This is a genomic window from Micromonospora yangpuensis, assembly GCF_900091615.1.
GTDB lineage: Bacteria > Actinomycetota > Actinomycetes > Mycobacteriales > Micromonosporaceae > Micromonospora > Micromonospora yangpuensis.
Genome location: NZ_FMIA01000002.1, coordinates 149,040 through 175,561, shown reverse-complemented (window position 1 = coordinate 175,561; position 26,522 = coordinate 149,040). Strand labels below are relative to the sequence as shown.

Genomic DNA, 26,522 nt, shown 5'->3' with positions numbered 1-26,522 from the left:
GTGGAGCACCAGGTCAGCCGTTGGCGAGGAACTCGTTCTCGCGGATGAAGTTCCGTTCGTGCGCGGTGACCGCCCGGTCCATCCGGTGTGCTTCCGCCCGGCGGGCGTCCAGATCCTCCATGGCGTGCCGGACCGCCACCCGGATCACGCCGTAGAGGAAGACGAAACCGAAGACGTAGAGGATCGCCATCGCCACCAGTGTGAACATGCCGTCACGTTAGGCGGACCGGGAACGTCGCCGGGTCCGGTCGCCGTCGGGGTCCCCCGAACGGGTCCGCCCGCGCCGCCGCCTCGATGTCGGCCGTCAGCGGAGCAGATCCACCCCGGTGAGCACGATGAAGAAGGCGATGACGATCTCACTGACCAGCCAGGACTGCCGGTTCGCCCAGTCCCGGATGCGGGGCAGTTCCGCTGCGGCGTGCCGGCCGGCCAGCACCAGCGTCAGCAGCGGGATGGCCAGCAGCAGGAGGGTGAGCAGGATGAACGGGAGCAGGTGCCACCACGGCAGGTCGTGCCGGGCGGCGCTGGCCCCCACGGTCACCATGGTGATGTCGTCCGAGGGCATCAGCAGGATCAGCAGCAGCCCGAGTCGGAAGGCGTACCCGGGGCCGGCCTGTTGCAGTTTGCCCATCCACCGGGGCGGGCCGCTGGAGTGTCGTCGGACGAACACGATCACCGCCAGCACGACCAGCAGGGCCAGCACCACCCAGTCGATGACGGTCTCGATCCGCCGATGCCCGCCGCCGTCGTCGTCCACGCTGCCCTTGACCAGCCGGAAGACCAGCCAACTCACGGTGACCCCGGTGGTGACGGCCAACGCGGCACCGGCCAGGTAGCCCAGCGACGCCGGGCGCGGCCGGTCGCCCGAGGCGAGGAAGACCGCCGCGACGAGTTGGGTGCCGGCCACCATCACCACGGCCATCGGCAGGAGGGTCAGGAAGTTCATCGTCCCCGATCCTGCCGGCCGGCCGCCCGGCCCGTACGGGTTTCAGCCGGACAGCGCCCCGAGCGGGGGAGCAGCCGGCACCACGACCCGGCCGGCGAGCACCGCACCGAGCGCGCCGCAGCCGACCGCCACGGCGAACATCGCCAGGTACGTCGGTGGGCCGGGGGCGGCACTGGCGGCGAGCAGGGTACCGGTCAGCGCCAGCACGGTCGCGGTGCACAGGTTGTCGGCCAATTGCAGGGAGGAACTGTTGCGGCCCTGCTCACCGGGGGCGGAGAGGCCCAGGGTGAGCACCGACAGCGACGGGAAGGTCAGCCCCATGCCGAGGCCGGCGACGGCCCAGCCGAGGATCCCGATCGCCACCGGCACGGCCGGCAGGACGCCGAGCGCCACCGTCGCCGTACCGGCGGTCAGGCAGGTCAGCCCCAGCCGGGGCAGGGTGGCCGGTGACCGGGGCGGCGACACCCGTCCCTGCAGCCAGGAGCCCAGCGACCAGGAGAGGGCGCCGGTGGTGAGCACCAGACCGGCGGCGGTCGGTGAGAAGCCCCGCTCCCGGGAGAGCATCAGCGGGATCACCACCTCGGCGCTGGCGAAGGCGGCCCCGGCCAGCCCACGCAGGCCGACCACGGTGGGCAGCCCGCGCGCCGCCCGCAGGAATCCGGTCGGCAGCAACCGGGGCGCGGAGCCGGCCAGCCCGACCAGGGCCACCCCGACCAGGACGGCGGCGGGCGCGCCGCGCTGCTGCCCCCCCGTAGTGCAGCAGTGCGGCGCTCACCCCCGCCACGCAGGCCCAGGCGATCCGCGCCCGGGCACCCTCCGCCGGGCGGGTCGCGACCTGCGGTGCGAGCCCGCGGAGGCCCGGTTGGACCAGCAGCGCCGCCGGCAGGGCCAGCACCGGCACCGCCAGGAACACCCACCGCCAGCCCAGGTGTTCGACGACCAGTCCGGCCACCGCCGGACCGACCAGTGACGGTACGACCCAGGCCGCCGCGAAGGCGGCGAAGACCTTCGGGCGCAACCATTGCGGGTACGCCTGCCCGACGATGACGTACAGCGCCACGATGAGCAGGCCGGACCCGAAGCCCTGCACCAGCCGGCCGACCACGAGCTGCCCCATCACCTGGGCGGTCCCGGCGATCAGCAGACCGGCCACGAACCAGCCCACCCCGTGCCACATCGGTGCCCGGGGGCCCCGCGCGTCGCACCAGATGCCGGAGAGCACCATGGCGATCACGCCGGAGGCGAACGCGCCACCGAAGGCCAGCCCGTACAGGGGCAGGCCGTCCAGGGCGCGGGCCACGGTCGGCATGGCGGTGCCGACCGCCAGCGCCTCGAAGGCCAGCAGGGAGACCAGCGCGACGCTGCCCACCGTCATCGCCCGTAGCCGCGGGGCGTACAGCCGGTCGTCGGTGTCGACCGACGCTTCGATCACCATGGGGTCGAGCCTGCTCCCTCAACCCCGCTTCAGGTCAACCCGTTTTCGTCAGGCGGTTTCCAGCGCCTCGCCGACTCCCTTGGCCAGGCCGGAGAGGTGCTGGTCGGCCAGGACGTGACCGGCGGTGATGACCAGCGCCAACGGCCACTCGATGACCCCGATGGCGGCGAGCACGCCCACCCCTGCGTAGTAGGCGACCTTGTCCGGTGGTGGCACCGCCACCTCGCCCAGCACCGGCAACTCCACCCTGCGACTGTATGTCCGGATCATCTCGTGTGCCCCGCTGAGGTGCTGCAACACCATGTTCATCACGTCCTCCCGGGTTGCTCGACCATCTCACCGGGATTCCACCGCCGGCCCGGTCCATGCCCGACGGGCGGGCCCGGCTGCACCCGTTCGAAGCGCGGCGACGGCGAAACCGGGCGGCTCGACCGGGCATGACGGACGCTGCGCGGGGAAGGCAGGCCGCCGGGCAAACGGCACGGGAGGGTGACATGGGCCAGGTCAGGGGCGTGGGTAGCGGGACCGGTACGACGGTGACCGGCCGGCCGGCGTCCGGCCCCGAGACCAGATGACCTCGCTGGGCCGCCTGGTCGGTCTGCTCCGTCCGCTGGCCGTGGCACCCCCGTTGCCGGTTCCGACCCGGTTGCCCGAGCTGCCGGGCGTACCCCGGGTGGTCGACGGCGCGTCGCGGACCGCCGGTGCCGCCGCGGCCCGGCTGGCCCGCGCGGCCGGTCTGACCAGGCGTCGGGTCTGGTCGGCCGACGGCCGCCACCACATCGAGGTGCACGGGGTCTGCCAGGACGGCGGGGACCGGCTGGCCCGGCAGGTGGAGGCGGCCCTGGCCCGGCTGCCCGGCGTCCGCTGGGCCCGGGTCAACGCCCCGTCGGGCCGGGTGGTGGTCGCCGTCGACCAGCCGGGGCCCCGGCTGCGGGAGCTGATCGCCACCATCGACCGCACCGAACGCCACTGCGACCACGACCCGGACCCGGAGGTGCCCCCACCACATCCTCCGGAGGAGGGCCCGCGTACCGCCCGGACCCTGGGCGCCCTGGTCTCCGACGCGCTCGGGCTGACCATCTCGGCGGCCACCCGGATCCTGCCGTTGACGCCGGTACCCGGTGAGGTCTCCGGGTTGCTCACCGCGATCGACCTGCATCCCCGGCTGCACGAGCTGGCCAGCCGGGGACTGCGCGCCGACCCCCGCGCCGAGGTGCTCTTTCCGCTGGCCGAGGCGGTGGTGCAGGGGTTGACCGGCGGCTGGGCGGGGATCGTGCTCGACGGCGCCCAGCGGGTGGTCCAGTGGGGTGAGGCGCGGGCCCAGCTGCACGCCTGGGAGCAGGCCGAACCCGGCTTGACCGGCACCCCGGACCGGGCCGTCGCGCGGGCTCCCCGATGTGACCGGCCGCGGCCGCGACCCGACGGACCGGCCGAACGGTACGTCAAGCAGGCGCTGGCCGCCGGGACCGTCGCGGGTGCCGCCGCGCTGCCGACCCTCGGTGCCAAGCGGGCCGCCGCGCTGGCCCTGTCCAGCCTGCCCAAGGCCCCCGGCAGTGGCCGCGAGGGGTACGCCGCCCAGCTCGGTGCCCTGCTGGCCCGGCGCGGTGTGATCGCCATGGACCGCAGCGTGCTGCGCGAGCTGGACCGGATCGACACGGTGCTGGTGGACGCCGCGGTCCTCGGTTCGGACCGGGGCAGCCTGGCCGACCTGGCCCCGCTGTCGGGCGTGGAGACCGGTCAGGTGGCGGCGCGGGCCTTCGAGCTGTTCGACCCGGCCACCCCCGACGGGCTGCACCGGGCGGACGGGTGGCGGCTCGGGCCGCTGGACGAGTTGGCGGCCACCGACCCCGGGGACACCGCGCACAGCCGCCAGCTCCGCTCGGACGGCACCCGCCTGCTCGGCCTGGCCCGGGGGGATCGGCTCGCCGCGCTGCTGCGGGTCGAGCCGGAACCCGCACCCGGCGTCGAGGCCCTGCCGACCGCCGCCCGCCAGGCCGGCCTTCGCCTGGTGGTGGCCGCCGACAGCGTCGGCAACGAAAACACCGCCAGCACCGCCGGCACGAACGGCACCGCCGACAGCGTCGGCACGAACGGCAGCGTCGGCAGCCCCGGCACGAACGGCAGGGCGCGGTACGGCTTCGCCGACGCGGTGTTGCCCGGCGGGCCCCGACTGGCCGAGTCGGTACGCCAACTGCAACGCGACGGTGCGGTGGTGCTGGTGGTCTCCGGTGACCGGGCGGCGCTGGCGGCGGCGGACTGCGGCCTCGGGGTGGCCGGCCCGGACGAGCTGCCACCCTGGGGCGCGCACCTGCTCATCGGCACCGACCTGCGACTCGCGGCGCTGATCGTCGGGGCGGTCGGGGTGGCCCGCCGGATGACCGGGCAGAACATCCGGCTGGCCATGGCGGGCACCGGGCTGGGCGCGTTGGGCGCGTTCACCGCGGCGACCGGACAGCTGCCGGGCCGGGCCCTGGCCGCGGTGAACGGCGCGGGGGCGCTGGCGTTCGCGCACGGGGTGTGGCGGGCGCACCAGCTACCCGGCCCGGCCGACACCCCGACCGCGCCGACCACCGCCTGGCACCTGATGCCGGTGTCGACCGCGCTGCGTCGGCTCGGCACCGACCGGGCCGGCCTGAGCGAGGCGGAGGCGGCCCGTCGGCGCACCCGGGACACCGCGGCGCAGGCCGGGCCGGCGGGTCTGCTGCGGGCCTTCGTCGACGAGTTGAACAACCCGCTCACCCCGGTGCTCGCCGCCGGCGCGATCCTGTCCGCCTCGTTCGGTTCGCTTGTGGACGCGGCCCTGGTCGGCGGCGTCGTCGGCGGTACCGCCGTGGTCGGCGCGGTGCACCGGCAGCGGACCGAGCGGTCGTTGGCCGAGCTGCTGTCCCGCTCGGCGGTCACCGCGCGGGTCTGCCGCGACGGCGCGGAGCGGGAGGTGTCGGCCGACGAGTTGGTCGACGGGGACGTGATCGTGCTGGCACCGGGGGACGCGGTGCCAGCCGACTGCCGGGTGCTGGAGTCGGTCGGACTGGAGATCGACGAGTCCTCGCTCACCGGTGAGTCCCTGCCGGTGGGCAAGACCGACCAGCCGGTGGTGGCCTCGGTGGTCGCCGAGCGCCGGTCGATGGTCTACGAGGGCACCACCGTCGCCGCCGGCCACGGTTGCGCGCTGGTCGTCGCCACCGGCACCGACACCGAGGCCGGGCGCAGTCTGGCGCTGGCCCGGCAGGGGGCGCCCAGCGGCGGCGTGGAGGCCCGACTGGGGAAGCTGACCAGCAAGTCCGTCCCGTTGGCCCTCGCCTCGGCGGTGGCGGTCGCCGGGGCGGGGCTGGCTCGGCGCGTACCGCTGGCCGAGACGGCCTCGACCGCCGCGAACCTGGCCGTCGCGTCGGTGCCGGAGGGGTTGCCCTTCATGGTCAGCGCGGCGCAGCTGGCGGCGGCCCGGCGGCTGGCCGAGCACGGCGCGCTGGTCCGCAACCCGCGCACCATCGAGGCGCTCGGCCGGGTCGACGTGCTCTGCTTCGACAAGACCGGCACCCTCACCGAGGGACGGCTGCTGCTCTCCGGGGTCGGCGACGGCGACCGGTACGCCCCGACCGACCAGCTCGATCCGCACCTGCGGACGGTGCTGGCCACCGCGTTGCGCGCCACCCCCGCCGCCGACGACCCGGAGGAGCTGCCCGAGCAGACCGACCGCGCGGTACGTCGCGGAGCCGGCCGGGCGGAGGTTACCGAGCAGACCGGGGCGGCGGCCTGGAAACCGGTGGGGAACCTGCCGTTCGAGCCGTCCCGGGGGTACCACGCGACCACCGGCTCCGGCGACGGTGGAGTGCTGCTCAGCGTGAAGGGTGCACCGGAGACGGTGCTGCCCCGCTGTACCGCCCGGCGGACCCCGTCCGGGGTGGTGCCGCTGGACCAGGCCGGACGGGACCGGATCCACCGCGAGCTGAACCGGCACGCCAGCTCGGGGCAGCGGGTCCTCGCGGTGGCGGAACGCTCCGTCGACGCCGGCCACCTCGACGACTCCGACGTGCGGGAGCTGACCTTCGTCGGCCTGCTCGCCCTCGCCGACGGGGTACGCGCCAGCGCCGCACCGGCGGTGGCCAACATCCGGCGGGCCGGCGTGCACACCATCATGATCACCGGTGACCATCCGGCCACCGCCGCCGCCATCGCCAAGGTGATCAGCCCCGGGGCCGGGCCCCGGGTGGTCACCGCCACCGACCTGGACGCCCTCGACGACGAGGCGGTGGCGAACCGGCTGGCCGACACCGACGTGGTCGCCCGCTGCACGCCTACCCACAAGGTCCGGATCATCCAGGCGCTGCGGTCACACGGCCGCACGGTGGCGATGACCGGGGACGGCGCGAACGACGCGGCGGCGATCCGCCTCGCCGACGTGGGGATCGCGCTCGGGCAGCACGGCACCCCGGCCGCGCGGGCCGCCGCCGACCTGGTGGTCACCGACGACCGGCTGGAGACGATCATCGCCACCCTGGCCGAGGGGCGGGCCATGTGGTCCTCGGTCCGGCACGGGCTGAGCATCCTGGTCGGCGGCAACCTCGGCGAGATCGCGTTCAGCATCGTCAGCGCCGCCGCGACCGGCCGGTCCGCCCTCAACGGCCGGCAACTGCTGCTTGTCAACATGCTCACCGACCTGGCGCCGGCGTTGGCCATCGCGGTCCGGCCACCGAACCCGAAACACAGCGAGGACCTGCTACGGGAGGGCCCGGACACCTCCCTGGGCCGCACCCTGGACCGGGAGATCGCGTTGCGGGCCACCGCCACCGCGCTGGGCGCGACGGCCGGCTGGACGCTGGCCCGGTGGACCGGCACCCGGCGGCGGGCCGGCACGGTCGGGCTGGTCTCCCTGGTCGGCACCCAGCTCGGCCAGACCGTGCTGGCCGGCGGGACCAGCCCCGGCGTCCTGCTGGCCACCGCCGCCTCGGTAGGCGTACTCGTGGTGGTGGTGCAGACCCCGGGGCTGAGTCAGTTCTTCGGTTGCACCCCGCTCGGCCCGGTCGGCTGGAGCATCGCCACCGGCTCGGCGGTCGGCGCGACCATGGCCAACGGGGCGCTCACCCGGCTGGTCGAGCGGCTGCCGCAGCCGCCCGGCGCGGCGGGGACACCGGGCTGAGTCAGCCTGGCCAGGCCGGCGCGGCGCACCGGGCTGAGTCAGCCTGGCCAGGCCGGCGCGGCGCACCGGGCTGAGTCAGCCTGGCCAGGCCGGCGCGGCGCACCGGGCTGAGTCAGCCTGGCCAGGCCGGCGCGGCGCACCGGGCTGAGTCAGCCGGCCAGGCCGGCGCGGTGCACCAGCAACGCGGCCTGTACCCGGTTCTCGCACTCCAGCTTGGTGAGGATCCGGCTGACGTGCGTCTTGACGGTCCCCTCGGTGATCCACAACCGCTCACCGATGGCCACGTTGGACAGCCCCTGGGCGACCAGCACGATCACCTCGCGCTCGCGCTCGCTCAACACGGCGAGTTTGTCGCCGGCATCGGGCGTGCGGGAGGCGGGCAACCGGTCGAGAATCTGCCGGGTGATCGCCGGGGTCAGGAACGCCTCCCCGGCCGCGGTCACCCGGACGGCGCGTTCCAGCTCGTCGACGGCCGAGTCCTTCAGCAGGAAACCGGCGGCGCCACCGGAGAGAGCCTCCGTGACGTACCCGGACTCACCGAACGTGGTCAACATGAGCACCGCCGAGGCGGGTGCCAGGGTACGGATCTCGCGCAGCGCGGCGAGGCCGGTCAGCACCGGCATCTGGATGTCGAGGAGCACGACGTGCGGCCGTAGCCGGACGGTCAGCTCGACGGCCTCCCGCCCGTTCGCGGCCTCCCCGACGATGTCGACGTCCACCAGCGGCTTGAGGATCAGTCCGATGCCCGCGCGGACGAGCCGGTCGTCGTCCGCGATCAGTACCCGGATGGGTTCGGCCATGGCCAGACTGTAGGTGATCTCCCCCGCGGGGCGGGACCGGTGTCCACTGCACGGCGCGGGCAGGCGGCGAAACCCACGCGACGCGGCGTGCGACGAAAGTCGTACCGGCCGTGGGTGCGGATACCTCCGGCGTCGGTGTGCCGTCGGCGGAAGGTCTGTGAGGCTGGGGCACGGCATTCCGGGTCACCACCCCGGATGCCGTCCTCTTCGGACCTTCGATCGAATGGGTTGACTGTGACGTTCGGCATCCGCCCGGTCGGGGCGCTGCGCCTGACCTACGAGGTCGTACTGGCCCTCGCGTTCTGTGCCCTGGCCCCGATTGCTCCGCTCGTCTACGACAGCGGACCGCTCCCCGCGCCGGTGGCGGCGGTTCTCGCGACCGTCACCGCCGCCGTCGTCGTACCGCTGCGTCTGGTGCGTCCGTTGACCGCCCTGCTCTGTGCCGCAACGGTAGGTGTGGTCGTCGGGGACGGTGGCGGGCTGCTGGTGGTGATGCTCTGCTTCTCGGCGGGGTACCGCCTGCGGCACCTCGGCCGCAGTCTGCTGGCGCTGCTGCTGGTGGCGTGTTGCTGGGTCGCCACCGCCGTGCAACTGAACGTGGTCGGTGACCTCGTCGACCTGGTGTTGACCGCTGCCTTCTTCGTCCCCACGCACCTGGTGCCGGCGCTGGTGGGTTGGGCGGTCGGCCGACGTCGCCGGGTGGTCGGCGCGATGCACTGGCGCAACGTGCAACTGCACAGCCAGCAGGTGGCGGTGGCCCGGCAGGCCCGGACCCGGGAACGCAACCGGATAGCCCGGGACCTGCACGACTCCCTGGGTCATCGACTCACCCTGATCTCGTTGTACGCCGGCACGTTGCCCGCAGCCACCGGCGCCCAGCGGGACGAGCACGTGGCGTTGCTGCGCTCCACCGCCACCGACGCGATGGCCGACCTGCGGCAGATCCTCGGCGTCCTCGGCCAGGAGGAGGACGGCGAGGAGGTGGGCGTCGCCCAGCCACTGGACAGTCTGGACGCCCTGGCGGACTCGGCCCGGTCGACCGGAGCGACGTTCTCCCTGACCCGCAGCGGCACCTCCCGTCCGTTGCCGCCGTTGATCGAGCACGCCGCGTACCGGGTGGTCCAGGAGGGGGTGACCAACGCGCTGCGGCACGCCCGGGGTGGCCCGATCGACGTGGCGCTGCGCTACGAGCCGGACACCCTCGTCGTCGAGGTGGTCAACGGGCCGGGGGCCAGTCATCCCGGGCCGACCTCGGGGCAGGGCCTGCTCGGACTCGGCGAGCGGGTCCGCCTCGCCGGCGGCGTGCTCCACCACGGTACGACCACCGGCACCGGGTTCCGGCTCGCCGCGATGCTGCCGTACCGGGTCCTGGCCCCGGAGAGCACGGCCGACCCGCATCCCGGCCCTGCCGCCGTACCCGGGATGGACGCTGCGGGTGACTTCGACCTGCTGGTCCGGCGGTCGGCGCACCGCTCCCGGATCGCGTTGATCACGTTGACGGTCGCGATCACCGCCGTCCTCGGCTGCTGTGGCGCGGCCGTTTTCTTCGTCGCCACCGCACCGCCGACCACGGTGGCCGCCGACCAGTTCGCGGCGGTCCGGATCGGGCAACCCGAGACCGACGTCCGCCAGGTGTTGCCCCCGCCGGCGCACGCGGTCGACGACGAGACCACCGAGCCGCCGCCGCCCGCAGCCACCTGCGTCACCTACCTGGCCCCCCTGTCCGAACAGGTCCGGTCCGGTGAACAGGTAGTGCTCTACCGGTTCTGCTTCCGCGCCGGCGCGCTTGTGGAGAAGCGGGAGCTGCGCGAGTGACGACCTGCGACTTTCGCGTACGCCCCGTCCTCGAAGGCACCATCCGGCGGCGGTACGGATCCATCCCGTCGCCGACGCGCTGACCAGGGACGCGCTGACAGGCTTCTCCCATCACCGCTCAGCCAGTTCACTCAAGGGGAGTCACCATGAAGTTCTCGGGTTGGTTCGTCCGCGCCGGCGCGTACCTCGTCGATTTCCTGATCGCCGCACCGTTCTTTCTCGTCGCGGGGCTGCTGGGCGAGCCCGCCAACCCCGTCCTCTACTACTCCCTGGCGGCCGCCGGCAGTGCCGTCTGGGCGTACAACCGGTGGTGGCTGGCCGGCCGCACCGGGCAGAGCTGGGGCCGCCGGCTGGTCGGGATCCAGCTGCTGGGTGCCGGGAGCAAGCGCCCGGCCGGGCCGGTGCGGGCCGCCGTCCGGGACCTGGCGCACGGGCTGGACGGCCTCGTCTTCTTCGTCGGATACCTGTTTCCGCTCTTCACGGCCAAGCGTCAGACCATCGCGGACATGGTGACCCGGACCGTCGTCACCGCCCGCTGAGACCCGTCGTCGCTGGCCGGTCCGGGACACCCCGGACCGGCCAGCGACCTTCGGGTCCGGTCGAACGCGTTTCTCCGCGGACCGGACCGGGTACAGGTGACGTCAACCCAGGCGGCCCGGCTCATCCCAAGGCGCGGTCGCCGAGGCGATCACCCCGGGTCGTCTCGACCGACTCACCTGGGAGGAGCCGGATGCAACTGCTGGGAGGCCGCTACCAGCTCGTCGAGCCAGTCGGCGAAGGCGGCATGGCGGTCGTCTGGCGGGCCTACGACCGGGTGCTGCGCCGGACCGTCGCGGTCAAGCTGCTCGTCCCGCGCCTCGCCGCCGACCAGCGCTTCCGCGACCGGGTACGCCAGGAGGCGTACGCGGCTGCCCAGCTCAACCATCCGCACATCGCCGGCGTGTACGACTACGGCGAGACCCGGCACGGCCGGCACCGTCGGGTGCCGTACCTGGTGCTGGAGTTCGTCGACGGGGGCACCCTCGCCGACCGGCTGCGGGACTCGGGCGCCCTGGACTGGGCCGACACCGTCCGGATCGGCATGGACGTGGCCGCCGCCCTGGCCGCCGCGCACGTCGCGGGCCTGGTGCACCGGGACGTCAAGCCCGGCAACGTGATGCTCTCCGAGACCGGGGTCAAGGTGGTGGATCTCGGCATCGCCGAGTCCATCGGTCAGCCCGCCGGTGGTGGCACCGGCGAGGTGCTGGGCACCCCGCGCTACATGGCCCCCGAACAGGCCCGCGGGGAGGTCGCGGTCTCCGGCAGTGACCTGTACGCCTTCGGCCTGCTGCTCATCGAGTGCCTGACCGGTCGGCCACCGGCGCACGGATCGACCCCGACGGAGCTGATCCGGCAACGCCAGGCGGGCATCGGGCCGGAGTTGCCCACCGTGCCGGGGCTACCCGAGCCGGTCGCCGAGCTGTGCCGCCGCTGCCTCGCCCCGGATCCGGCCGACCGGCCGAGCGCCGTCGAGGCGTTCGAGATCCTGGCCGAGGCCGCCGGCCCCCGACCACTCACCACCGTGACCGGCGCGGCCATGGCCGGGCCGGGGGCCGACCGGGCGCCGGCCGTACCGGGAGCCAACCGGGACCCGGCCGTACCGGGAGCCGACCGGGACCCGGTCGCTCCGCGTCGGCGGGCGCGCGCCGTGACCAACCGGTCGAGTCGGGAGCGGACCGCCGCCGCGACGCCACCCCGGCAGGGCCGCACCGGTCGGTCACTGCGCCGGCCGATGTTGCTCGGAGCCGCACCGGCGGCCGTCCTGCTGGCCATCCTCGGTACCCAACTACCCGGCCTGGGCTCGATCGACGACCCGACGGAGGGCACCCGGGCCGAGGCCGCCCCGGCGGTGCCCGCCGCCGGTTGCGCCACCCGGTACACCGCCCAGCACGACCTGGACGGCACCTTCGTCGCCGGGCTGACCGTCACCAACTCCGGCGGGGTGACCCTGTCGGGCTGGCAGCTCGTCTTCTCCGTGCCCGACGGTCAGCGGATGGTGGACAGCGCCGACGACGTCCAGCTCAGCCAGGAGCAGCAGAGCGTGACGGTACGTGCCGCACACCGGCTCGCCCCGGGCCAGACCACCACCCTGTCGCTGCGGGGCACCCACGACGTCACCGACGGTGGGGCACCCCGGGAGTTCAGCCTCAACGGCACCCCCTGCGCACGGGCCTTCGCCACGGTGACCTCGGCATCGGGCACCACCGAGTCGACGCCGGGCGGCAGCGGTGACACCAGCGGGATCGGCGCGGCCGACGGCCAGCCGTCCGACGAGCGCCCGCAGCCGGACCGGACCGTCAGGACCAGCCCGTTGCCGATCCCGACCGGCTCGACGAGCCCGCCCGACGACGACGGGTCGACCGAGCCGGAGCCGATCGTCCCCAGCCCATCGGCCCCGACCGGTACCCCCTCGCCGGAGCCGACCGACTCACCCGACCCGCCGCGGCCGACCGCCTCGCCGGAGCCCGACGAGGACGACGGCACCCCGCCCAGCAGCCCGCCCGTCAGCCGGGACGCCACCACGCCGGAGCAGGCTCAGTCCTGGTCCTCCGCCGGGGGATCGGTGAGCACGCCGTTGAGGTAGAGCGACTCGCGGCAGGTGGTGGCGCGGGGGGCGTTGGCCGGCTGACCGGGCCGGCGGCAGACCACCGTCAGGGTCACCCGCCCCCGCTCGGGCACCCGGATCGGGGTCACCGAGTGGTAGTCCTGGTTGCGGAAGTTCTCCAGCGCGTAGGTGACCACCCGGACGCCGTTCGCGGTGACCGTCAGGGTGCCCTCGTCGCCCTGCACGTTGTCCACCAGGAAGTCGGTGAGCAGGAAGGTCCGGCCCTCCGGCACGGTCCAACTGCGCTCCGCCGAGCCGTTCGGGCTGGTCCGGAAGGTGATGGCGGCGGCGAACTGTTCACCGCCGAGGGCGCCACCGGGGCCACCCACCCCACCCGGGCCGGTGCCGCCGGGGGGCGTACCGGTGCCCGGCTCACCGGCACCCGGCTCACCGCCGCCCGGTGCCGACGGGGACGCGGCCGGCGGGACCGGTTCGGCCGACGGGGTCTGCTCCGCCTGGGCGACCCGTTCCGCCTCGACCGCCTCCCGGGCCGCCGACTCCACCTGCGGGCGCAGCAGCCCGAACCAGAGCGCCAGCAACGCCAGCAGCAGGGCCAGCAGGGCGGCGAGCAGCTTCAACAACCCCGCCGAGATGACCGGGCGCTGCACGAAGGTGGCGTCCAGGTTCACCGCTCGCCCGGCACCGGGGCGCAGCTCGACGGCGAACGGGTACTCCTTCGGCTCGCCCCACCAGAGCAGCCGGCGGGCGCGTACCCGCAGGCGGGTCTCGGCGCGGGTGCCGTTGGGCACCGCGACGGCATCGGCGGGCAGCGCGAAGGCCACCTGGTCGGTGCCCTCGGCGACCGCGAAGGCCACCTCCTCGGTGACGTTGCCGAGGTTGTCGGTGTCGATCCGGTACCGGGCCCCCCGCAGGCCGCTGCGCGACGGCGGCTGCACCTGTGCGGCCAGCTCGGCGAAGGGCTCGACGGTGAGGACGCCCTCCTCCACCACCGCGGAGTCCGGGTACTCGGAGGGGACCACCCGCACGCCGAAGGTCCGGTCACCGGCGTCCACCCGGGACGAACGGGGCGGCCGGAACGTCACCACGACGCCGTCCGAGCCCGCCGGATAGATGGTGAGCGTCGGTGGCTCCACCGTCACCCACTCGGCCGGCACCCCCAGAACCTCGATCTGGTACGCCTCGACCGTGTCACCGGCGTTGCGCACGGTGACCGGCACCTCGGCCTCCCCACCGGGGGCGACGCTCACGGAGGTGCTGGCCAGATTCGCCGATGCCCGCATCTGCCCGAGCGTAGGTACGGTTCCCGCCCCTGCCACCGGTCATCCGGGTACGGCGACGGGCAGATGCGGCTGCCCCTGTGGACGACGTTAAGTGAACGCAAAGACATCCCGCGCATACTCTCCGAGCCGCCGGCACGCCGGCCGGGGCACGGTGAGTGAGGAGACGAGGATGCAGCGGGTACCGGTCTACGTGCACGCGACGGATCCGATCTCGTGGGCGGGGGTGACCGGCCAGCTCGCGGGACACCCGGAGATCAGGGTGCTGAACGAGGCGGAAGCCGACCAGGCGGCGGTCACCCTGATCGTCGTGGACACCCTCACGGGCCCGGCGACGCAGGCCCTGCGGCGGCTGCGCCGGGAGCAGAACCGGCTGGTCCTGGTCCCCGCCGCCATCGACGACGCCCAGCTCGCCACCGCCGTCGAGTGCGGGGTGGTCGGGGTGGTCCGCCGGGGTGAGGCCTCCGGCAACCGCCTGGTCGAGGTGATCACCTCGGCGGCCCGGGGTGAGGGAAGTGTCCCGGCCGATCTGCTCGGCCGCCTGCTGAACCAGATGCGCCGGCTGCAACGGGAGGTGCTGGACCCCCGGGGACTGACCCTGGGCGGGCTGAGCACCCGCGAGGTCGACGTGCTGCGGCTGGTCGCCGACGGGTTCGAGACCCGGGAGATCGCCGCCAAGCTGTCCTACTCGGAACGGACGGTGAAGAACGTGGTGCACGGCATGACCACCCGGCTGCACCTGCGCAACCGGGCCCACGCCGTGGCCTACGCCCTCCGCCACGACCTCATCTGAAAGGAAGGGCCCCCTGTTAACGCCTTCGGTCGAGAAGGGAACCCCTCTCACGCGTGCCGTCCCGGCAGCGGGCCGCGGCGTGCCGTCCCGGCAGCGGGGCGCGGTGCCCGTACCGCCGGTGGATCGTGCCCGTGTCCCTGTCCGGCGGGCCCTGTGCCATCGCGGGCCGCAGGCAGATGATGGCGACCTGACCCACCCGAGGCCCACGCCCGCCGAGGTGTCTGTTGCGTCTCCACCGAAGATCCCCGCTGCTCGCCACCGTGGTCGCCGTGACCACCCTGCTCGGCGGGTGGGTGCTGGTCGCCCCGCCGGGCGGCGCGGCACCCGTCGAGGCGGCGGCCGACCTGCCACCCGTCACCGACCTGCGGATCGCCTACCTGGCCACCGGGCACCGCAGCATCGGCCTGATCGAGGGCACCGGGGCGGAGGCGGTCTCCGTGCCCTTCCTCGGTGCCGGGCCGACGCACTTCGACGACGAGGCAGCCGCCCACCGGGACGTGGTCACCTGGGTCAGCCGGCGCGAGTCGGAGCTGGCCCAGCTCTGGGTCCGTCGGAGCTCGGGGGAGATCGCCCGGCTGACCGACGATCCGGTGCAGGTGGCCGGGGCACCGTCGGTGTCGCCGGACGGCACCCGGATCGCCTTCGAGCAGACCCGGGAGGGGGTCAACAGCTGGCACGACCTCTTCGTGATCGGCGTCGACGGCAGTGGGTTACGCCAGGTCACCGACGGTATCGGTGACAACCGGCGGCCCACCTGGTCACCCGACGGCACCGCCCTGGCCTTCGAACGCCGTGACGGCGGCGTACCGCAGATCCACCGGGTGCCGGTCGACGGTGGCCCGTCGACCCCGTTGACCGTCCGGCCGGACGGTGCCGGTGAGCCGGCCTGGGACCCGGACCCGGCCAACGACCGGATCGCGTACACGGCCGCACCGGACATCCCGGACGACCGGCAGATCCACCTGATGAACAGCGCCGGGGGCGACGACCGGCTGCTGCTCAGCGACGTGTGGGAGAGCCATCGGCCGAGTTGGTCCCCGGACGGTACGACGGTGGCGTTCCTCAGCCGGACCACCGACACCGAGGGCACCCGGGGCGAGATCGACCTGGTCTACACCGGGGTCCCGCGCGACGACTGGTGCCCCTGCGAGGCCGTCCTGCGCCTCGCCGAGGACCGCTCGGTCGACCGACCCACCTGGTACGCCCCGACCGGCGGCGAACCGGAGCTGCTGGTCACCCGGACCACCGCCGAGGACCGGTACACGGTGACCCTGCAGGACATCCGGCCGGACGCCACCGACCCGCGTGACCTGGGGTTGACCGTGCTGCGCGAGGATCCCGGTGCGGCGGACGACCCGGATCTGCTCTGGCAGCCCGTCAACGGGGATCCGTGGACCGCCCGCCCCGACTACTCGCCGGACGGCCGGCGGATCGTGGTCAACCGGTTCGAGACCGTCGACGGCAGCCGGGTCTCCCGGCTCTGGACGGTCGACGCCGACGGCGGCAACGCGGCGCTGCTGCCGCTGACCGACCGGGCCGCCGGTGAACGGGAGACCGACCCGGCCTGGTCACCGGACGGCACCCGGGTGGCGTACGCGCTGGCCGCGCCGGGTCTGCCGACCCGGATCGTGGTGGCCGACCTGGAGACCGGCCAACGGCTGCTCACCGTGGCACCGGCGGCCGGTGGGGAGCTGGCCGACAGCCAGCCCGCCTGGTCACCGGACAGCTCCACGCTGGCCTTCGTCCGGGGCCAACCGGAGGGTGCCGGCGCGGACAGTCACATCTGGACCGTCGACGCCCGTGACGGCACCGGCCAGCAGGACCTGACCGCCGACGGTTGTCCGGAGTGCACCGGCGCGGACTACGGCCCCACCTTCTCCCCGGACGGCACCCGGATCGCCTTCGGTCGGGGCGTGGACGGGCTGGTGACGACCGACCTCGCCGGTGGTGACTGCGAGGTGCTCGCGCCGCAGACCCCGACCGCCGACTGTGCCGGCCCGCTGACCGCCCCGGAGGACGGCCCGCACCGGCCCCGCGACGTGGCCTGGTCACCCGACGGCAGCCAGCTCGCCTACAACGCCCGCCGCTACGACGCCTCGACCAGCCCGGAGTACGTCAAGACGTACGACTTCGGTACCGCGTACCACGACGGGTTGACCTGGGAGTTGCCCGCCGGCCGGCAGCGGAAGCCGACCTGGCAGCAGTCGGTCGACGTGGCCACGGCGGTGCTGGAGCCGCCGGCCCCGGTGCCGGTCGGTCAGCGGACCGCGCTGACCCTGACCGTCACCGACCGGGGGCCGAGCCCGGCCATCGACGTCCAGTTGACGCTGGACGTGCCGGCCGGCCTCCAGGTCACCGCGTTGGAGCCGGAGCAGGGCTCCTGTCAGCTCGACTCACCCGGCTGCGACCTGGGCGCGATCGGCCTGGGCAACACCGTCCGGGTACGCGTCGAGCTGCTCGGGGTCACCGCCGGGACGTACCAGGTGCAGTGGACGGCCGGCTGCTCGACTGTCGTCGACGCGCGCCCCTCGGACAACACGGCGTCCGTACCGGTGGTCGTCACCCCGGTCGTCGAACCGACGACCCCGCCACCACCCACCACGCCGCCACCGCCGACCACGCCACCGCCGACCACGCCGCCACCCACCACCGCACCGCCGACCAGCCCGCCGGTCGTGCCGTCGCCCGCCCCACCGGTGACCGGCGTGCGGATCACCGTGCGGGTCAACCCCACCCCCGGGTACGTGGGCGGCCGGATCACCGTGACCTACACCGTGCGCAACATCGGTGAGCTGCCCGTCACCGGCATCCGGATCACGCCACGGCTGCCCTCGGGAGTGCCGGTGCGGACCCGACCGGCCGGCTGCACCGCGACCTCCTGCCCGGTGCCCGACCTGGCCCCGGCGGCCAGCCGGAGCCTCACCTTCGTGCTGGTGCCGAGGGCGGCGACCACGACGACGGTGCGCGGCACCGTGGCCGCCGACGACGGTCTCGACGACACCGCCCAGGCCCCGTTCCGGGTGCTCCAGCCCCGGATCGTGACCGTTCCGGAGATCGGGCCGCCCGGCTTCGTCACCTCGGTCCGGGGGGTCGACTTCCCGCCCGGCGTACCGGTCCGGCTGGCCTGGGACGTCGGGCTGACCGCCGCGGCGAACCCGGCCGTGCCGGCGGCCAACGGCACCTTCGCCGCGCAGCTGCTGGTGGTGCCCCGCGACCAGCTCGGCCCCCGGGAGGTGCTGGCCACCGGCCCCGGGTTCGGCACGCTGCGCGCCGACTTCCGGGTGGTACTGCCCGCCCAGCAACCCCCCGGCCTGGTCCAGCGCGGCTGGTGAGAAGAGGAAATCCGTGATCCACGAGGTGGACGAGGTGCTGCACGCGCTGCTCACCGAGGAGGTGCTCGCCGGCACCGACGTACAGGTGGCCTTCGACGCGCCGACGAAGGACTGGGAGGCGCGACGCAACGCCCCGACGGTCAACCTCTTCCTCTACGACATCCGGGAGGACATGGCCCACCGCAGGGAGGGCCGGATCGAGGAGTACGACAGCGCCGGGGTGGTCGTCGCCGAACACCAGCCACCCCGGTACTTCACCCTGTCGTACCTGGTGACCGCCTGGACCGCCCGGCCGCAGGACGAGCACCGGCTGCTCTCGTTGCTGCTGACCGGCCTGGTCACCCACGACGTGCTGCCCCCACGACGCCTGGTCGGCGGCCTGGCCGAGTTGGGCCTGACCGTGCCGGTGACCGTCGCGGTGCCCCCGAAACGGGACCGGGGGCTCGCCGACATCTGGTCCGCCCTCGGCGGCTCGTTGAAGCCCTCCCTCGACCTGGTGGTGACCACGCCGATCGCCGCCTCCACCGGCTTCACCGTCCAGCCGGTCACCGACGGCCTGCGGCTGCGTACCGGTGCCCGGACCGGCCCCACCGAGGAGCGCGCCGGCGCCCCGGGTCGGGACGGGGCAGCCGCCCGGGACCGGGCGGCGGGACGGGAGATCGTCGGCGCGGAGACCCGACGGCTGCGGTACCCGGACCCGGCGGAGCCGGAACCCGCCCCCCCGGTCGGCGTCCGACGGGCCCGGGGCACCGCCGCCGACCGCCAGCGCCGCCAGGGCACCGGCGGTCCGATCCGGGACGGCCAGCGGTGACCGCTGCCCCGTCGCACATCGACCAGCCAACGACCGGGACGGAGTCGACCGCACCGACGGCAGCCGGGACGGAGACAGCCGGGACAGCGGCGGACGAGACGGAGTCGGCCGGGACAGCAGCGGACGAGACGGAGTCGGCCGGGACGACGTACCTGCGGGCTCGGCTCTTCCTGGTCGAGCAGCGGGTCCGGCGGGCGGTCGTCACCGCGCGGCAGTCCGACCCGGCCCCGGACGACCCGCTGCGCGGCCTGCACGTCTCCGACTCCGACGCCTGGCGGCTGCTGGACGACCCGGCCCCACCGGTGCCGGACGAGATCGCGGCCGACGCGGTCGAGACCGCCGACCGCTGGGCCGACCAGTCGCGGGCCGCCGGTGCCAGGGTGCCGCTACGCGACCTGGCCGAGGACTTCGCGCTCACCGCGCTCGACGTGGAGCTGCTGCTGATCGCGATGCTGCCCGACCTCGACCCACGGTACGAGCGGCTGTACGGCTACCTCAACGACGACGTGACCCGGCGGCGGGCGAGCATCGGGCTGGCGTTGCGGCTCTGCGGCGCGGCCCCGTTCGCCGGCAGCGCCCGCGCCCGGATCGCCCACACCGGTCCCCTGGTCACCGGCGGCCTGCTCCAGGTCGAGGAGGACGACCGCCCCTTCCTGACCCGGTCACTGCGGGTGCCGGACCGGGTGACCGGGCACCTGCTCGGCGAGCGGCACACCGTGGGCCGGCTCGCCGGCCTGCTCCGGCCGGTACCGGGCCAACCGACCTTCCCGGCGACCGGGCCACCGGACCGCACTCGCCCCACCACGCCAGCGGACCGCACTCGCCCGACCGGGCCACCAGGCCACGCTTCCCCGACCGCGCCACCACCGACCGACGACGGGCCGACCGACGACGGGCCGACGGCCGGGCTGGCGGCGGCGATCAAGGCCGGTGACCAGCTCGTCTACCTGCGGGAAGAGCCCGGCGGGGCGGCCGACGAACTGGCCCGTGCCGCACTGGTCGGGGCCGGGCGGGCGGTGCTCGCCCTGGACCTGGACGCGCTGCACGCCGACCCGGCACCCGAGGAGGCGCTGGCGGTCGCGGTCCGGGAGGCCCGGCTACGCCGCGCGGGACTCGTCGTCGGACCGGTCGACGTGCTGGATCCGACGGCCGGTCCGGCCAACGCCCGGCTGCTGCGCCGACTCACCGCGCTGCCGGTACCGGTGCTGCTGACCGGCCGGCTGCGCTGGGATCCGTACTGGGCGGACCGGTCGCCGCTGCTGGTGACCGCCACCCCGATCGACGCCGCCGAGCGGGCCCGGCTGTGGCGGGACACCCTCGCCGGGCGGCCGGTGGAGCTGGCCGCCGACGTCGACCCGGAGCGGGAACTGGCCGCCTACGTCCTCGGGCCCGACCAGGTACGCCGGGCCGCGGTGGCCGCCACCCAGCAGGCGGTGCTGGCCGGGTCCGGTCCGCTCACCGTGCACCACGTCCGGGCCGGGGTGCGCTCGCAGAACGCGGCGGCGCTGGAGAAGCTGGCCCGCCGGGTCGAGCCCGGGGTCGGTTGGGACGACCTGGTCCTGCCCGCTGCCGCCCGGGAACAGCTGGCCGAGCTGGCCCGGCGGGTACGCCACCGGGAGCAGGTGCTCGGCCGGTGGCGGTTGCGTCCCGGCGGTGGGCGCGGTCACGGGGTGACCGCCCTGTTCGCCGGGGACTCCGGCACCGGCAAGACCATGTCCGCCGAGGTGGTCGCCGCAGATCTGGGCCTCGACCTGTACGTGGTGGACCTCTCCACGGTGGTCGACAAGTACGTAGGCCAGACCGAGAAGAACCTGGAACGGATCTTCACCGAGGCGGCCGGGGTGAACGGGGTGCTGCTCTTCGACGAGGCGGATGCGATCTTCGGAAAGCGTTCCGAGGTCAGCGACGCCCACGACCGGTACGCCAACCTGGAGAGCGCGTACCTGCTGCAGCGGATGGAGTCGTTCGACGGGGTCGCGGTGCTCACCACGAACCTGCGGGCCAACCTGGACGAGGCGTTCCTGCGTCGGCTCGACGTCATCGTGGACTTCCCGGTCCCCGACACCGCCCAGCGGCGGGCCCTCTGGGACCGGTGTCTCGGCACCGAACTGCCCCGCGCCGACGACGTCGACCTGGATCACTGCGCCCGGTCGTTCGAGCTGAGCGGGGGCGGCATCCGGGCCTGCGCGGTGAGCGCCGGCTACCTGGCCGCCGAGTCCGGTGGCCCGGTCACCATGGCGATGGTGGTCGCCGCCGCCCAGGCGGAGTACCGCAAACTCGGCCGGCTGGTCCTGCCGGGCCCCACCCCGCCCCGCCGCCCCTGACGGCCCGGTTGATCGACTCGGTTGGGTAGATATGGCGGGGTCCGAGGCAGGTTGACACAGCCATATCGGCCCAACCGAGTCGATCAACGCCGCCTCGGAAGCTCCCGGGCGGGCAGCGTCCCGTCAGACGTCGTCGACCGGAATGTGGTGCACCAACTCCGGGGCGATCACGTCGGGAACCAGGTGCGGCTCGCTGGTGAGGTAGTACGCGTCGTGGTCGAGTGCGGTCCAGACGGCGTGCGCCCGCGCCAGGTCGCCCTTGACCAGACGTACCGTGTTGGCCACCTCCACCGCGTCCGCAGCACCTAGGGACAGCACCGCGACGCCGGGCAGCGTGGCCAGCACCTTGAGTCGCGCTTTGGTCAGTCGGTCGGCGCCGGTCTGCGCGTACGCGTCCAGCAACGCCACCGTGGGTAGCCCCACGTAGGCGCCTTCCTCGGAGATGTCGAGCAGCAACTCCCCGACGTGCACGTGCCCCCGGGAGTAGGAGAGCATCGCTGACGCGTCCAGCACGGCCCGGATCACGACCTCGTCAGGCATCTGCCGGTCTCCCGGAACCTTCCGGCCAGTTGCCGGCCCGGAGCAGGTCACGCCGTCGCGCGTTCTCGGCCCGCTGCTCGGCCGTCGGAGGCGGCAGGGTGCCCCGGACCCGGGCGATGCCCTCCTCCGTCACGTCCACCCCGACCGCTCGCAGCATCGCCGCGGTGGCGGCGGCCCGGTCCATGCGGGCCCGCAGGGCGTCGGCGACCGCCGCTGAGGCGTTTTCCTCGCCGGCCAGGTAGGCCGCCACGTCATCCGGCAGACTCACCGTCACCCGCTTGGTCATACTCGAATCATATCGGCCCTGTCGGGCATCCTGCCTGGTCGGCAGCAAAGGAGGTCGGCTCACGTCTGCCCCAACGAGAAACCCTCGCGTTGGCCACGGCTGATCGCCCGCAAAGCGCCGAAGCGACCCGGACTGACGACACGCCAGTGGCGTCCGTGGGGGTCAGCCCTGCGGAAAGGACCCCGGCCGAGCCCGGTCGGCACGGCCGCTAGGGCAGGGTCACGTCCCAGTCGCGGCTGCCCACCGGAGCGGCCTGCAACGGCCCGGACTCCGCCGGGTTCCGCCGGTCGAACGGGGAGGTGAAGGTGTGGCTGACCACGTCACTCACCCAGGGCGCGTCCGTGGAACCGGCGAGCTTGATCTCCCACCGGAAACGGACCGTGTACGAGGCGAGCCAGGAGCCCGGGGTCATCGCCACGTTACGGGACCACCCCGGGGCGTCGCGAAACGTGATGGTGGTCGGCGTCTTGTCGATCTCACTGTCGTCGTACGGCGGATGGTAGGGCCCGTCCAGCCGCCAGGCGGTCGAGGTCCGCTGACCCTTCTTGTACGTCTCGTCGTCCTGCCGCTCCCAGTAGACGTACTGGTCCGCGGCGAACTGCCGGAAGTCGTAGGTGAACTCCGCGTTGCGGGGCAGGTTGGCCGGGGCGATCAGGGTGGCGGTCTGGGTGAAGCCGATGTCCTGTTTGGTGTCCAACTCCTGCTCGTCCGGGCCGTCGTAGGCGGACCTGAACCGCAGTCGGAGTTGCTTGGGGTCGACCGGTGGCAGCTTGGCCCGCTCCTCCTCCCTGACCTTGCCCCGGGTCCGGCGACCCTCGGGAGGGTACGGCTGCTGGCGGCTGCTGGTCGGCTCGGTGTCCGCCTTCGGCACCCGCTGCACGGCGGTCTGCACCGGCGACTCCGCGGCCGTCGGGCCGTCGGTGTGCTGCTGCTCGGTGGCCGCTGGTGGAGCACCGGCGAGGACCCGGCGGGCGGTCGCCTCGGCTTCCCGCTCGAAGCGGTCACCCGGGTCGCTGATGCGCAGGCCGGAGCCGTTGTCGGTGCCGGCGACCGGCCCCAGCCGTTGCTGGATGACGTGGGTCAGCTCGTGGGCCAGGGTGTGCCGGTCGGCGCCGCCCTCGCCGAGGACCACGTGGTTGCCGGAGGTGTACGCCCGCGCCCCGATCCCGGCCGCCGACGACCGGGCCGCCGAGTCGTCGTGGATTCGTACGTCGGAGAAGTCCGAGCCGAGGCGGGACTCCATGTCGGCCCGGGTCGTGTCGTCCAGTGGCCGCCCGCTGGAGCCCAGCACCGAGGCGACCGACCGCTGGACCTGCTCGGCGGGCGGGTGGGCGCAGCCGGCGGCGTGCTCGTGCCGGTCCTCCTCGATCGCCCGCGCCACCGCACGATTGCCGATCGTCCGTTGCAGACCGATGATCTCCTGCGGGCTGCGCCCGACACCGGGACGTCCGGACCGGGCGACCTCGCCCCGCCGGGCGGTGTGTCCCTCGGCCCGTCGACCGGCGGGCCCGGCGTGGGTCGACGCGGGACGGTCCGGAGTGCTCGACGCCTGCTCGGAGCGGTGCTGGCGCATGCCCGGCCACCTCCTCGGGGTCGACCTCCAGCGTAGGTCCACCCGTCCGGCGCGGGGCAGGACCATCCGGACAGGATCACGGACGGCCTGCCCCTGTGGTACGCGACTCTGCCCCGGCGCAGGTCCCTACGGACCTTCCCGACGGCGGTACGGCGCGCAAGGCTGGCCAACGTCCGCCGACCTGGCAGAGGAGCTTGCATGCCGACGTACCTGTCCCCAGGTGTGTACGTGGAGGAGGTCCAGAGCGGTTCGCGTCCCATCGAGGGCGTCGGCACCGCCGTGACCGCCTTCGTGGGGTTCGCCGAGAAGGGGCCCTTCCACACTCCGACCCTGGTCACCAACTGGAGCCAGTTCGTCCAGCTCTTCGGCGGGATGGTCGAGGGCAGCTACCTGGCCCACTCGGTGTACGGGTACTTCGCCAACGGCGGTGGCATCTGCTACATCGTCCGCATCGGTGACTCGTCGGCGGCCCGCAAGAGCAGCGGTCGGGGCGCGCCGAAGGAGCTGCCCGCCGGGGAGCCGTCGGCGCTGGGCACCTTCCGGGTGGCGGCGCTGCCGGCCGCCGGTGGTGAGGTCACCGTGGAGGTGGCCGACGTCGAGGGCGAGGGGGTCGGCGAGGACCGCTTCCGGCTGGTGGTGCGCGCCGAGGGCCGGCCGGCGGAGGAGTACGACGCCTCGTTCCGCAAGAGCAACAAGAGCTACGTGGTCAACCAGGTCCGGGAACGGTCCAAGTTGATCACCATGGAGGAGGCCACCGCCGCCAACGCGCTGGCCCGCCCGGCCAAGCAGACGGTCACCCTGGCCCCGCCCAGCGCTCCCGGTGAGGCCGTACCGACCAGCCTCTCCGCCGACGAGTTCACCGGGGACGTCGACAGCCGTACCGGGTTGGCCGGGTTGGAGGCGATCGACGAGATCACCATGGTCGCCGCGCCGGACCTGATGGGGGCGTACCAGGCCGGGGTCATCGATCTTGAGGCGGTGAAGGCCGCGCAGCTCGCGCTGATCTCGCACTGCGAGCAGATGGGCGACCGGATGGCGCTGCTCGACCCGCCGCCGGAGCTGACCGCGCAGCAGGTCCGCACCTGGCGGCAGGACGAGGCCGGCTACGACTCCCGCTACGCGGCGCTCTACTACCCCTGGGTGAAGGTCTTCGACCCGAGCACCGGCCGGGGCGTGTTCCTGCCGCCCAGCGGCCACCTGGCCGGCCTCTGGTCCCGCAACGACGCCGAGCGGGGCGTGCACAAGGCCCCCGCCAACGAGGTGCTCCGAGGCGTGGTCGACCTGCAGAACAACGTCACCAAGGGCGAACAGGACCTGCTCAACCCGATCGGGGTGAACTGCATCCGGGCCTTCCCCGGCCGGGGGGTACGGGTCTGGGGCGCGCGCACCCTCTCCTCCGATCCGGCCTGGCGCTACATCAACGTGCGCCGGCTGTTCAACTACGTCGAGGAGTCGATCCTGCTCGGCACCCAGTGGGTGGTCTTCGAGCCGAACGACCAGCGACTGTGGGGCACCATCCGCCGCAACATCACCGCCTTCCTCACCGAGGAGTGGCGGCGGGGCGCGCTGTTCGGGGCGACCGCGGCGGACGCCTTCTACGTCAAGTGCGACCGCGAGACCAACCCACCGGAGGTGATCGACCGGGGCCAGGTGGTGTGCGAGATCGGCATCTGCCCGGTCAAGCCCGCCGAGTTCGTCGTCTTCCGCCTGTCGCAGTTCTCCGACAGCACCAGCCTGATCAGCGACTGACGCAGATCCCGATGACGAAAGGCGGCCACGATGGCCTCTGGTGACAGCTTTGTCGTACACACCTTCCAGGTGGAGATGGGCGGCATCCAGGTGGAGCTGGTGGAGGAGGTCAGCGGGTTGACCGTCGAGCTGGACTCGATCGAGGTCAAGCACGTCACCCCCACCGGCGAGCTGATCATCCGCAAGATCCCCGGTGCCCGGAAGGCCGGCGAGGTGACGGTCACCCGGGGGCTGGACCAGAGCAGCTCCTTCACCGAGTGGATCAAGGAGACGTTCCTGAAGGGCTCGATCGACGCGGCCCGGCAGAACATCAGCATCATCATCACCAACGCCGACAAGTCCCAGACCCGCCGGTTCGACCTGACCAACGCCTGGGTGAGCAGGTGGGAGGGCCCGTCACTGAAGGCCGGTGACGCGACCCCGGCGAGCGAGAAGGTCACCATCGTCTACGAAGAGATCAGCACCCAGTGAGACGCCGTGGTGTCTCCGCCGGCAGCCTCGACACCCTGGTCGACCCGGCCGACCTGCCGGCGGAGCCGAGCCAGCCGGTGGTCGCGCCGCCCCCGCCGGTCCGGCTCCAGACGGAGTTCACCTTCCACCTACCCCGGGGGTACGTCGACGAGGACGGCACCGTGCACCGGGAGGGCAGCATGCGGCTGGCCACCGCCCGGGACGAGTTGGCGCCCCTGGTCGACCTGCGGGTCAAGCAGAACCCGGCGTACCTGTCGATCGTCCTGCTCAGCCTGGTGGTCACCCGGCTGGGCACGATCACCCAGGTACGCGCCGAGGTCATCGAGCGGCTCTTCGCCTCCGACCTGGCGTTCCTGCAGGACCTGTACCGCCGGATCAACGCCGAGGGGCACACCCTCGCCGAGGTGACCTGCCCGGACTGCGGGTCGGTGTTCGAGGTGGACCTGGCCGGTGGTCGCCCGGGGGAATCGTGACGTACGGGGCCGACCGGCTCCACGAGGAGGTCTCGTACGTCGCCTACCACTTCCACTGGCCACACGCCGAGATCCTCGGTCTCACCCACGCCGAGCGGGCCCGGTACGTGGCGGAGATCGCCCGCATCAACACCAGGATGAACCAAGGTCAGTGA

At 73.8% G+C, this 26,522-nt stretch carries 21 protein-coding genes and 1 pseudogene; 12 read left to right on the top strand and 10 right to left on the bottom strand.

Features of this window, described 5'->3' with window-relative positions; all coding sequences use genetic code 11:
- Window positions 1–13: 13 nt before the first annotated feature.
- From GA0070617_RS00910 to GA0070617_RS00895, 5 genes and pseudogenes are all read right to left on the bottom strand, one after another.
- Window positions 14–208 carry a hypothetical protein gene (locus GA0070617_RS00910; protein WP_091432607.1) on the bottom strand — a complete coding sequence of 65 codons (195 nt, stop codon included), beginning with the start codon at window positions 206–208 and terminating at the stop codon, window positions 14–16.
- A 96-nt stretch (window positions 209–304) separates the two neighbouring features.
- Window positions 305–946: a GAP family protein gene (locus GA0070617_RS00905; RefSeq protein WP_091432605.1), complete on the bottom strand. Its 642-nt coding sequence runs from the start codon at window positions 944–946 to the stop codon at window positions 305–307.
- A gap of 42 nt (window positions 947–988) precedes the next feature.
- Complete coding sequence (locus GA0070617_RS31180) at window positions 989–1,654, bottom strand: MFS transporter (protein WP_229688293.1); 666 nt, start codon at window positions 1,652–1,654, stop codon at window positions 989–991.
- A gap of 184 nt (window positions 1,655–1,838) precedes the next feature.
- A pseudogene (locus tag GA0070617_RS31175) lies at window positions 1,839–2,255 on the bottom strand (MFS transporter); the annotation flags it as partial.
- A 174-nt stretch (window positions 2,256–2,429) separates the two neighbouring features.
- Complete coding sequence (locus GA0070617_RS00895) at window positions 2,430–2,690, bottom strand: hypothetical protein (protein WP_091432604.1); 261 nt, start codon at window positions 2,688–2,690, stop codon at window positions 2,430–2,432.
- A 262-nt stretch (window positions 2,691–2,952) separates the two neighbouring features.
- Between GA0070617_RS00895 and GA0070617_RS00890 the strand changes: the two genes are divergently transcribed.
- A complete protein-coding gene (locus GA0070617_RS00890) occupies window positions 2,953–7,518 on the top strand; it encodes a cation-translocating P-type ATPase (RefSeq protein ID WP_091432603.1) in 4,566 nt (1,521 codons plus the stop codon).
- Between the two features lie 149 nt (window positions 7,519–7,667).
- On the opposite strand, the gene GA0070617_RS00885 is transcribed toward GA0070617_RS00890, so the two are convergent.
- Window positions 7,668–8,318, bottom strand: a complete 651-nt coding sequence (locus GA0070617_RS00885; protein ID WP_091432602.1) for a response regulator — start codon at window positions 8,316–8,318, stop codon at window positions 7,668–7,670.
- Between the two features lie 234 nt (window positions 8,319–8,552).
- Between GA0070617_RS00885 and GA0070617_RS30310 the strand changes: the two genes are divergently transcribed.
- The 3 genes from GA0070617_RS30310 (at window position 8,553) to GA0070617_RS00870 (ending at window position 12,756) form a co-directional block, all read left to right on the top strand.
- Window positions 8,553–10,133: a sensor histidine kinase gene (locus GA0070617_RS30310; protein WP_229688291.1), complete on the top strand. Its 1,581-nt coding sequence runs from the start codon at window positions 8,553–8,555 to the stop codon at window positions 10,131–10,133.
- Between the two features lie 146 nt (window positions 10,134–10,279).
- A complete protein-coding gene (locus GA0070617_RS00875; RefSeq protein WP_091432598.1) occupies window positions 10,280–10,672 on the top strand; it encodes an RDD family protein in 393 nt (130 codons plus the stop codon).
- Between the two features lie 191 nt (window positions 10,673–10,863).
- Complete coding sequence (locus GA0070617_RS00870) at window positions 10,864–12,756, top strand: serine/threonine-protein kinase (RefSeq protein ID WP_091432595.1); 1,893 nt, start codon at window positions 10,864–10,866, stop codon at window positions 12,754–12,756.
- On the opposite strand, the gene GA0070617_RS00865 is transcribed toward GA0070617_RS00870, so the two are convergent.
- Window positions 12,708–14,018, bottom strand: coding sequence for a COG1470 family protein (locus tag GA0070617_RS00865; protein WP_091432592.1), 1,311 nt, complete (start codon window positions 14,016–14,018; stop codon window positions 12,708–12,710). The genes GA0070617_RS00870 and GA0070617_RS00865 overlap by 49 nt on opposite strands.
- 169 nt (window positions 14,019–14,187) lie before the next feature.
- On the opposite strand from GA0070617_RS00865, the gene GA0070617_RS00860 reads away from it, so the two are divergent.
- From GA0070617_RS00860 to GA0070617_RS00845, 4 genes are all read left to right on the top strand, one after another.
- Window positions 14,188–14,808: a helix-turn-helix transcriptional regulator gene (locus GA0070617_RS00860; protein WP_091432588.1), complete on the top strand. Its 621-nt coding sequence runs from the start codon at window positions 14,188–14,190 to the stop codon at window positions 14,806–14,808.
- 224 nt (window positions 14,809–15,032) lie between these two features.
- Window positions 15,033–18,140 carry a DUF11 domain-containing protein gene (locus GA0070617_RS00855; protein WP_091432584.1) on the top strand — a complete coding sequence of 1,036 codons (3,108 nt, stop codon included), beginning with the start codon at window positions 15,033–15,035 and terminating at the stop codon, window positions 18,138–18,140.
- Window positions 18,141–18,153: 13 nt separating this feature from the next.
- Entirely contained in the window at window positions 18,154–18,951 is a 798-nt protein-coding gene (locus tag GA0070617_RS00850; protein ID WP_091432580.1) for a Pvc16 family protein, read from the top strand.
- Window positions 18,948–21,275 (top strand): ATP-binding protein, encoded by a 2,328-nt coding sequence (locus tag GA0070617_RS00845; RefSeq protein WP_229688278.1) that lies wholly within the window; start codon window positions 18,948–18,950, stop codon window positions 21,273–21,275. The genes GA0070617_RS00850 and GA0070617_RS00845 overlap by 4 nt, the downstream gene beginning before the upstream one ends.
- A gap of 123 nt (window positions 21,276–21,398) precedes the next feature.
- On the opposite strand, the gene GA0070617_RS00840 is transcribed toward GA0070617_RS00845, so the two are convergent.
- The 3 genes from GA0070617_RS00840 to GA0070617_RS30965 form a co-directional block, all read right to left on the bottom strand.
- Window positions 21,399–21,815: a hypothetical protein gene (locus GA0070617_RS00840; protein WP_091432576.1), complete on the bottom strand. Its 417-nt coding sequence runs from the start codon at window positions 21,813–21,815 to the stop codon at window positions 21,399–21,401.
- A complete protein-coding gene (locus GA0070617_RS00835; protein ID WP_091432573.1) occupies window positions 21,808–22,101 on the bottom strand; it encodes a hypothetical protein in 294 nt (97 codons plus the stop codon). The genes GA0070617_RS00840 and GA0070617_RS00835 overlap by 8 nt, the downstream gene beginning before the upstream one ends.
- A 208-nt stretch (window positions 22,102–22,309) precedes the next feature.
- A complete protein-coding gene (locus tag GA0070617_RS30965) occupies window positions 22,310–23,674 on the bottom strand; it encodes an eCIS core domain-containing protein (RefSeq protein WP_217628756.1) in 1,365 nt (454 codons plus the stop codon).
- A gap of 198 nt (window positions 23,675–23,872) precedes the next feature.
- Between GA0070617_RS30965 and GA0070617_RS00825 the strand changes: the two genes are divergently transcribed.
- The 4 genes from GA0070617_RS00825 to GA0070617_RS30305 are packed head-to-tail and all read left to right on the top strand — an operon-like array spanning window position 23,873 to window position 26,522.
- Window positions 23,873–25,423: a phage tail sheath family protein gene (locus tag GA0070617_RS00825; protein ID WP_091432570.1), complete on the top strand. Its 1,551-nt coding sequence runs from the start codon at window positions 23,873–23,875 to the stop codon at window positions 25,421–25,423.
- Between the two features lie 30 nt (window positions 25,424–25,453).
- The gene (locus GA0070617_RS00820) at window positions 25,454–25,894 is read left to right on the top strand and encodes a phage tail protein (protein ID WP_091432567.1); all 441 of its coding nucleotides are present in this window, start codon (window positions 25,454–25,456) and stop codon (window positions 25,892–25,894) included.
- Window positions 25,891–26,367, top strand: coding sequence for a hypothetical protein (locus GA0070617_RS00815; RefSeq protein ID WP_091432564.1), 477 nt, complete (start codon window positions 25,891–25,893; stop codon window positions 26,365–26,367). The genes GA0070617_RS00820 and GA0070617_RS00815 overlap by 4 nt, the downstream gene beginning before the upstream one ends.
- Window positions 26,364–26,522, top strand: a complete 159-nt coding sequence (locus GA0070617_RS30305) for a DUF6760 family protein (RefSeq protein WP_175440397.1) — start codon at window positions 26,364–26,366, stop codon at window positions 26,520–26,522. Before GA0070617_RS00815 ends, GA0070617_RS30305 begins: the two co-directional genes overlap by 4 nt.

Bases quoted from the DNA above. Each gene is read 5' to 3' on its own strand.
- GA0070617_RS00910 (WP_091432607.1), bottom strand. From the start codon at position 208: ATGTTCACACTGGTGGCGATGGCGATCCTCTACGTCTTCGGTTTCGTC.
- GA0070617_RS00905 (WP_091432605.1), bottom strand. From the start codon at position 946: ATGAACTTCCTGACCCTCCTGCCGATGGCCGTGGTGATGGTGGCCGGC.
- GA0070617_RS00895 (WP_091432604.1), bottom strand. From the start codon at position 2,690: ATGAACATGGTGTTGCAGCACCTCAGCGGGGCACACGAGATGATCCGG.
- GA0070617_RS00890 (WP_091432603.1), top strand. From the start codon at position 2,953: ATGACCTCGCTGGGCCGCCTGGTCGGTCTGCTCCGTCCGCTGGCCGTG.
- GA0070617_RS00885 (WP_091432602.1), bottom strand. From the start codon at position 8,318: ATGGCCGAACCCATCCGGGTACTGATCGCGGACGACGACCGGCTCGTC.
- GA0070617_RS00875 (WP_091432598.1), top strand. From the start codon at position 10,280: ATGAAGTTCTCGGGTTGGTTCGTCCGCGCCGGCGCGTACCTCGTCGAT.
- GA0070617_RS00870 (WP_091432595.1), top strand. From the start codon at position 10,864: ATGCAACTGCTGGGAGGCCGCTACCAGCTCGTCGAGCCAGTCGGCGAA.
- GA0070617_RS00865 (WP_091432592.1), bottom strand. From the start codon at position 14,018: ATGCGGGCATCGGCGAATCTGGCCAGCACCTCCGTGAGCGTCGCCCCC.
- GA0070617_RS00860 (WP_091432588.1), top strand. From the start codon at position 14,188: ATGCAGCGGGTACCGGTCTACGTGCACGCGACGGATCCGATCTCGTGG.
- GA0070617_RS00840 (WP_091432576.1), bottom strand. From the start codon at position 21,815: ATGCCTGACGAGGTCGTGATCCGGGCCGTGCTGGACGCGTCAGCGATG.
- GA0070617_RS00835 (WP_091432573.1), bottom strand. From the start codon at position 22,101: ATGACCAAGCGGGTGACGGTGAGTCTGCCGGATGACGTGGCGGCCTAC.
- GA0070617_RS30965 (WP_217628756.1), bottom strand. From the start codon at position 23,674: ATGCGCCAGCACCGCTCCGAGCAGGCGTCGAGCACTCCGGACCGTCCC.
- GA0070617_RS00825 (WP_091432570.1), top strand. From the start codon at position 23,873: ATGCCGACGTACCTGTCCCCAGGTGTGTACGTGGAGGAGGTCCAGAGC.
- GA0070617_RS00820 (WP_091432567.1), top strand. From the start codon at position 25,454: ATGGCCTCTGGTGACAGCTTTGTCGTACACACCTTCCAGGTGGAGATG.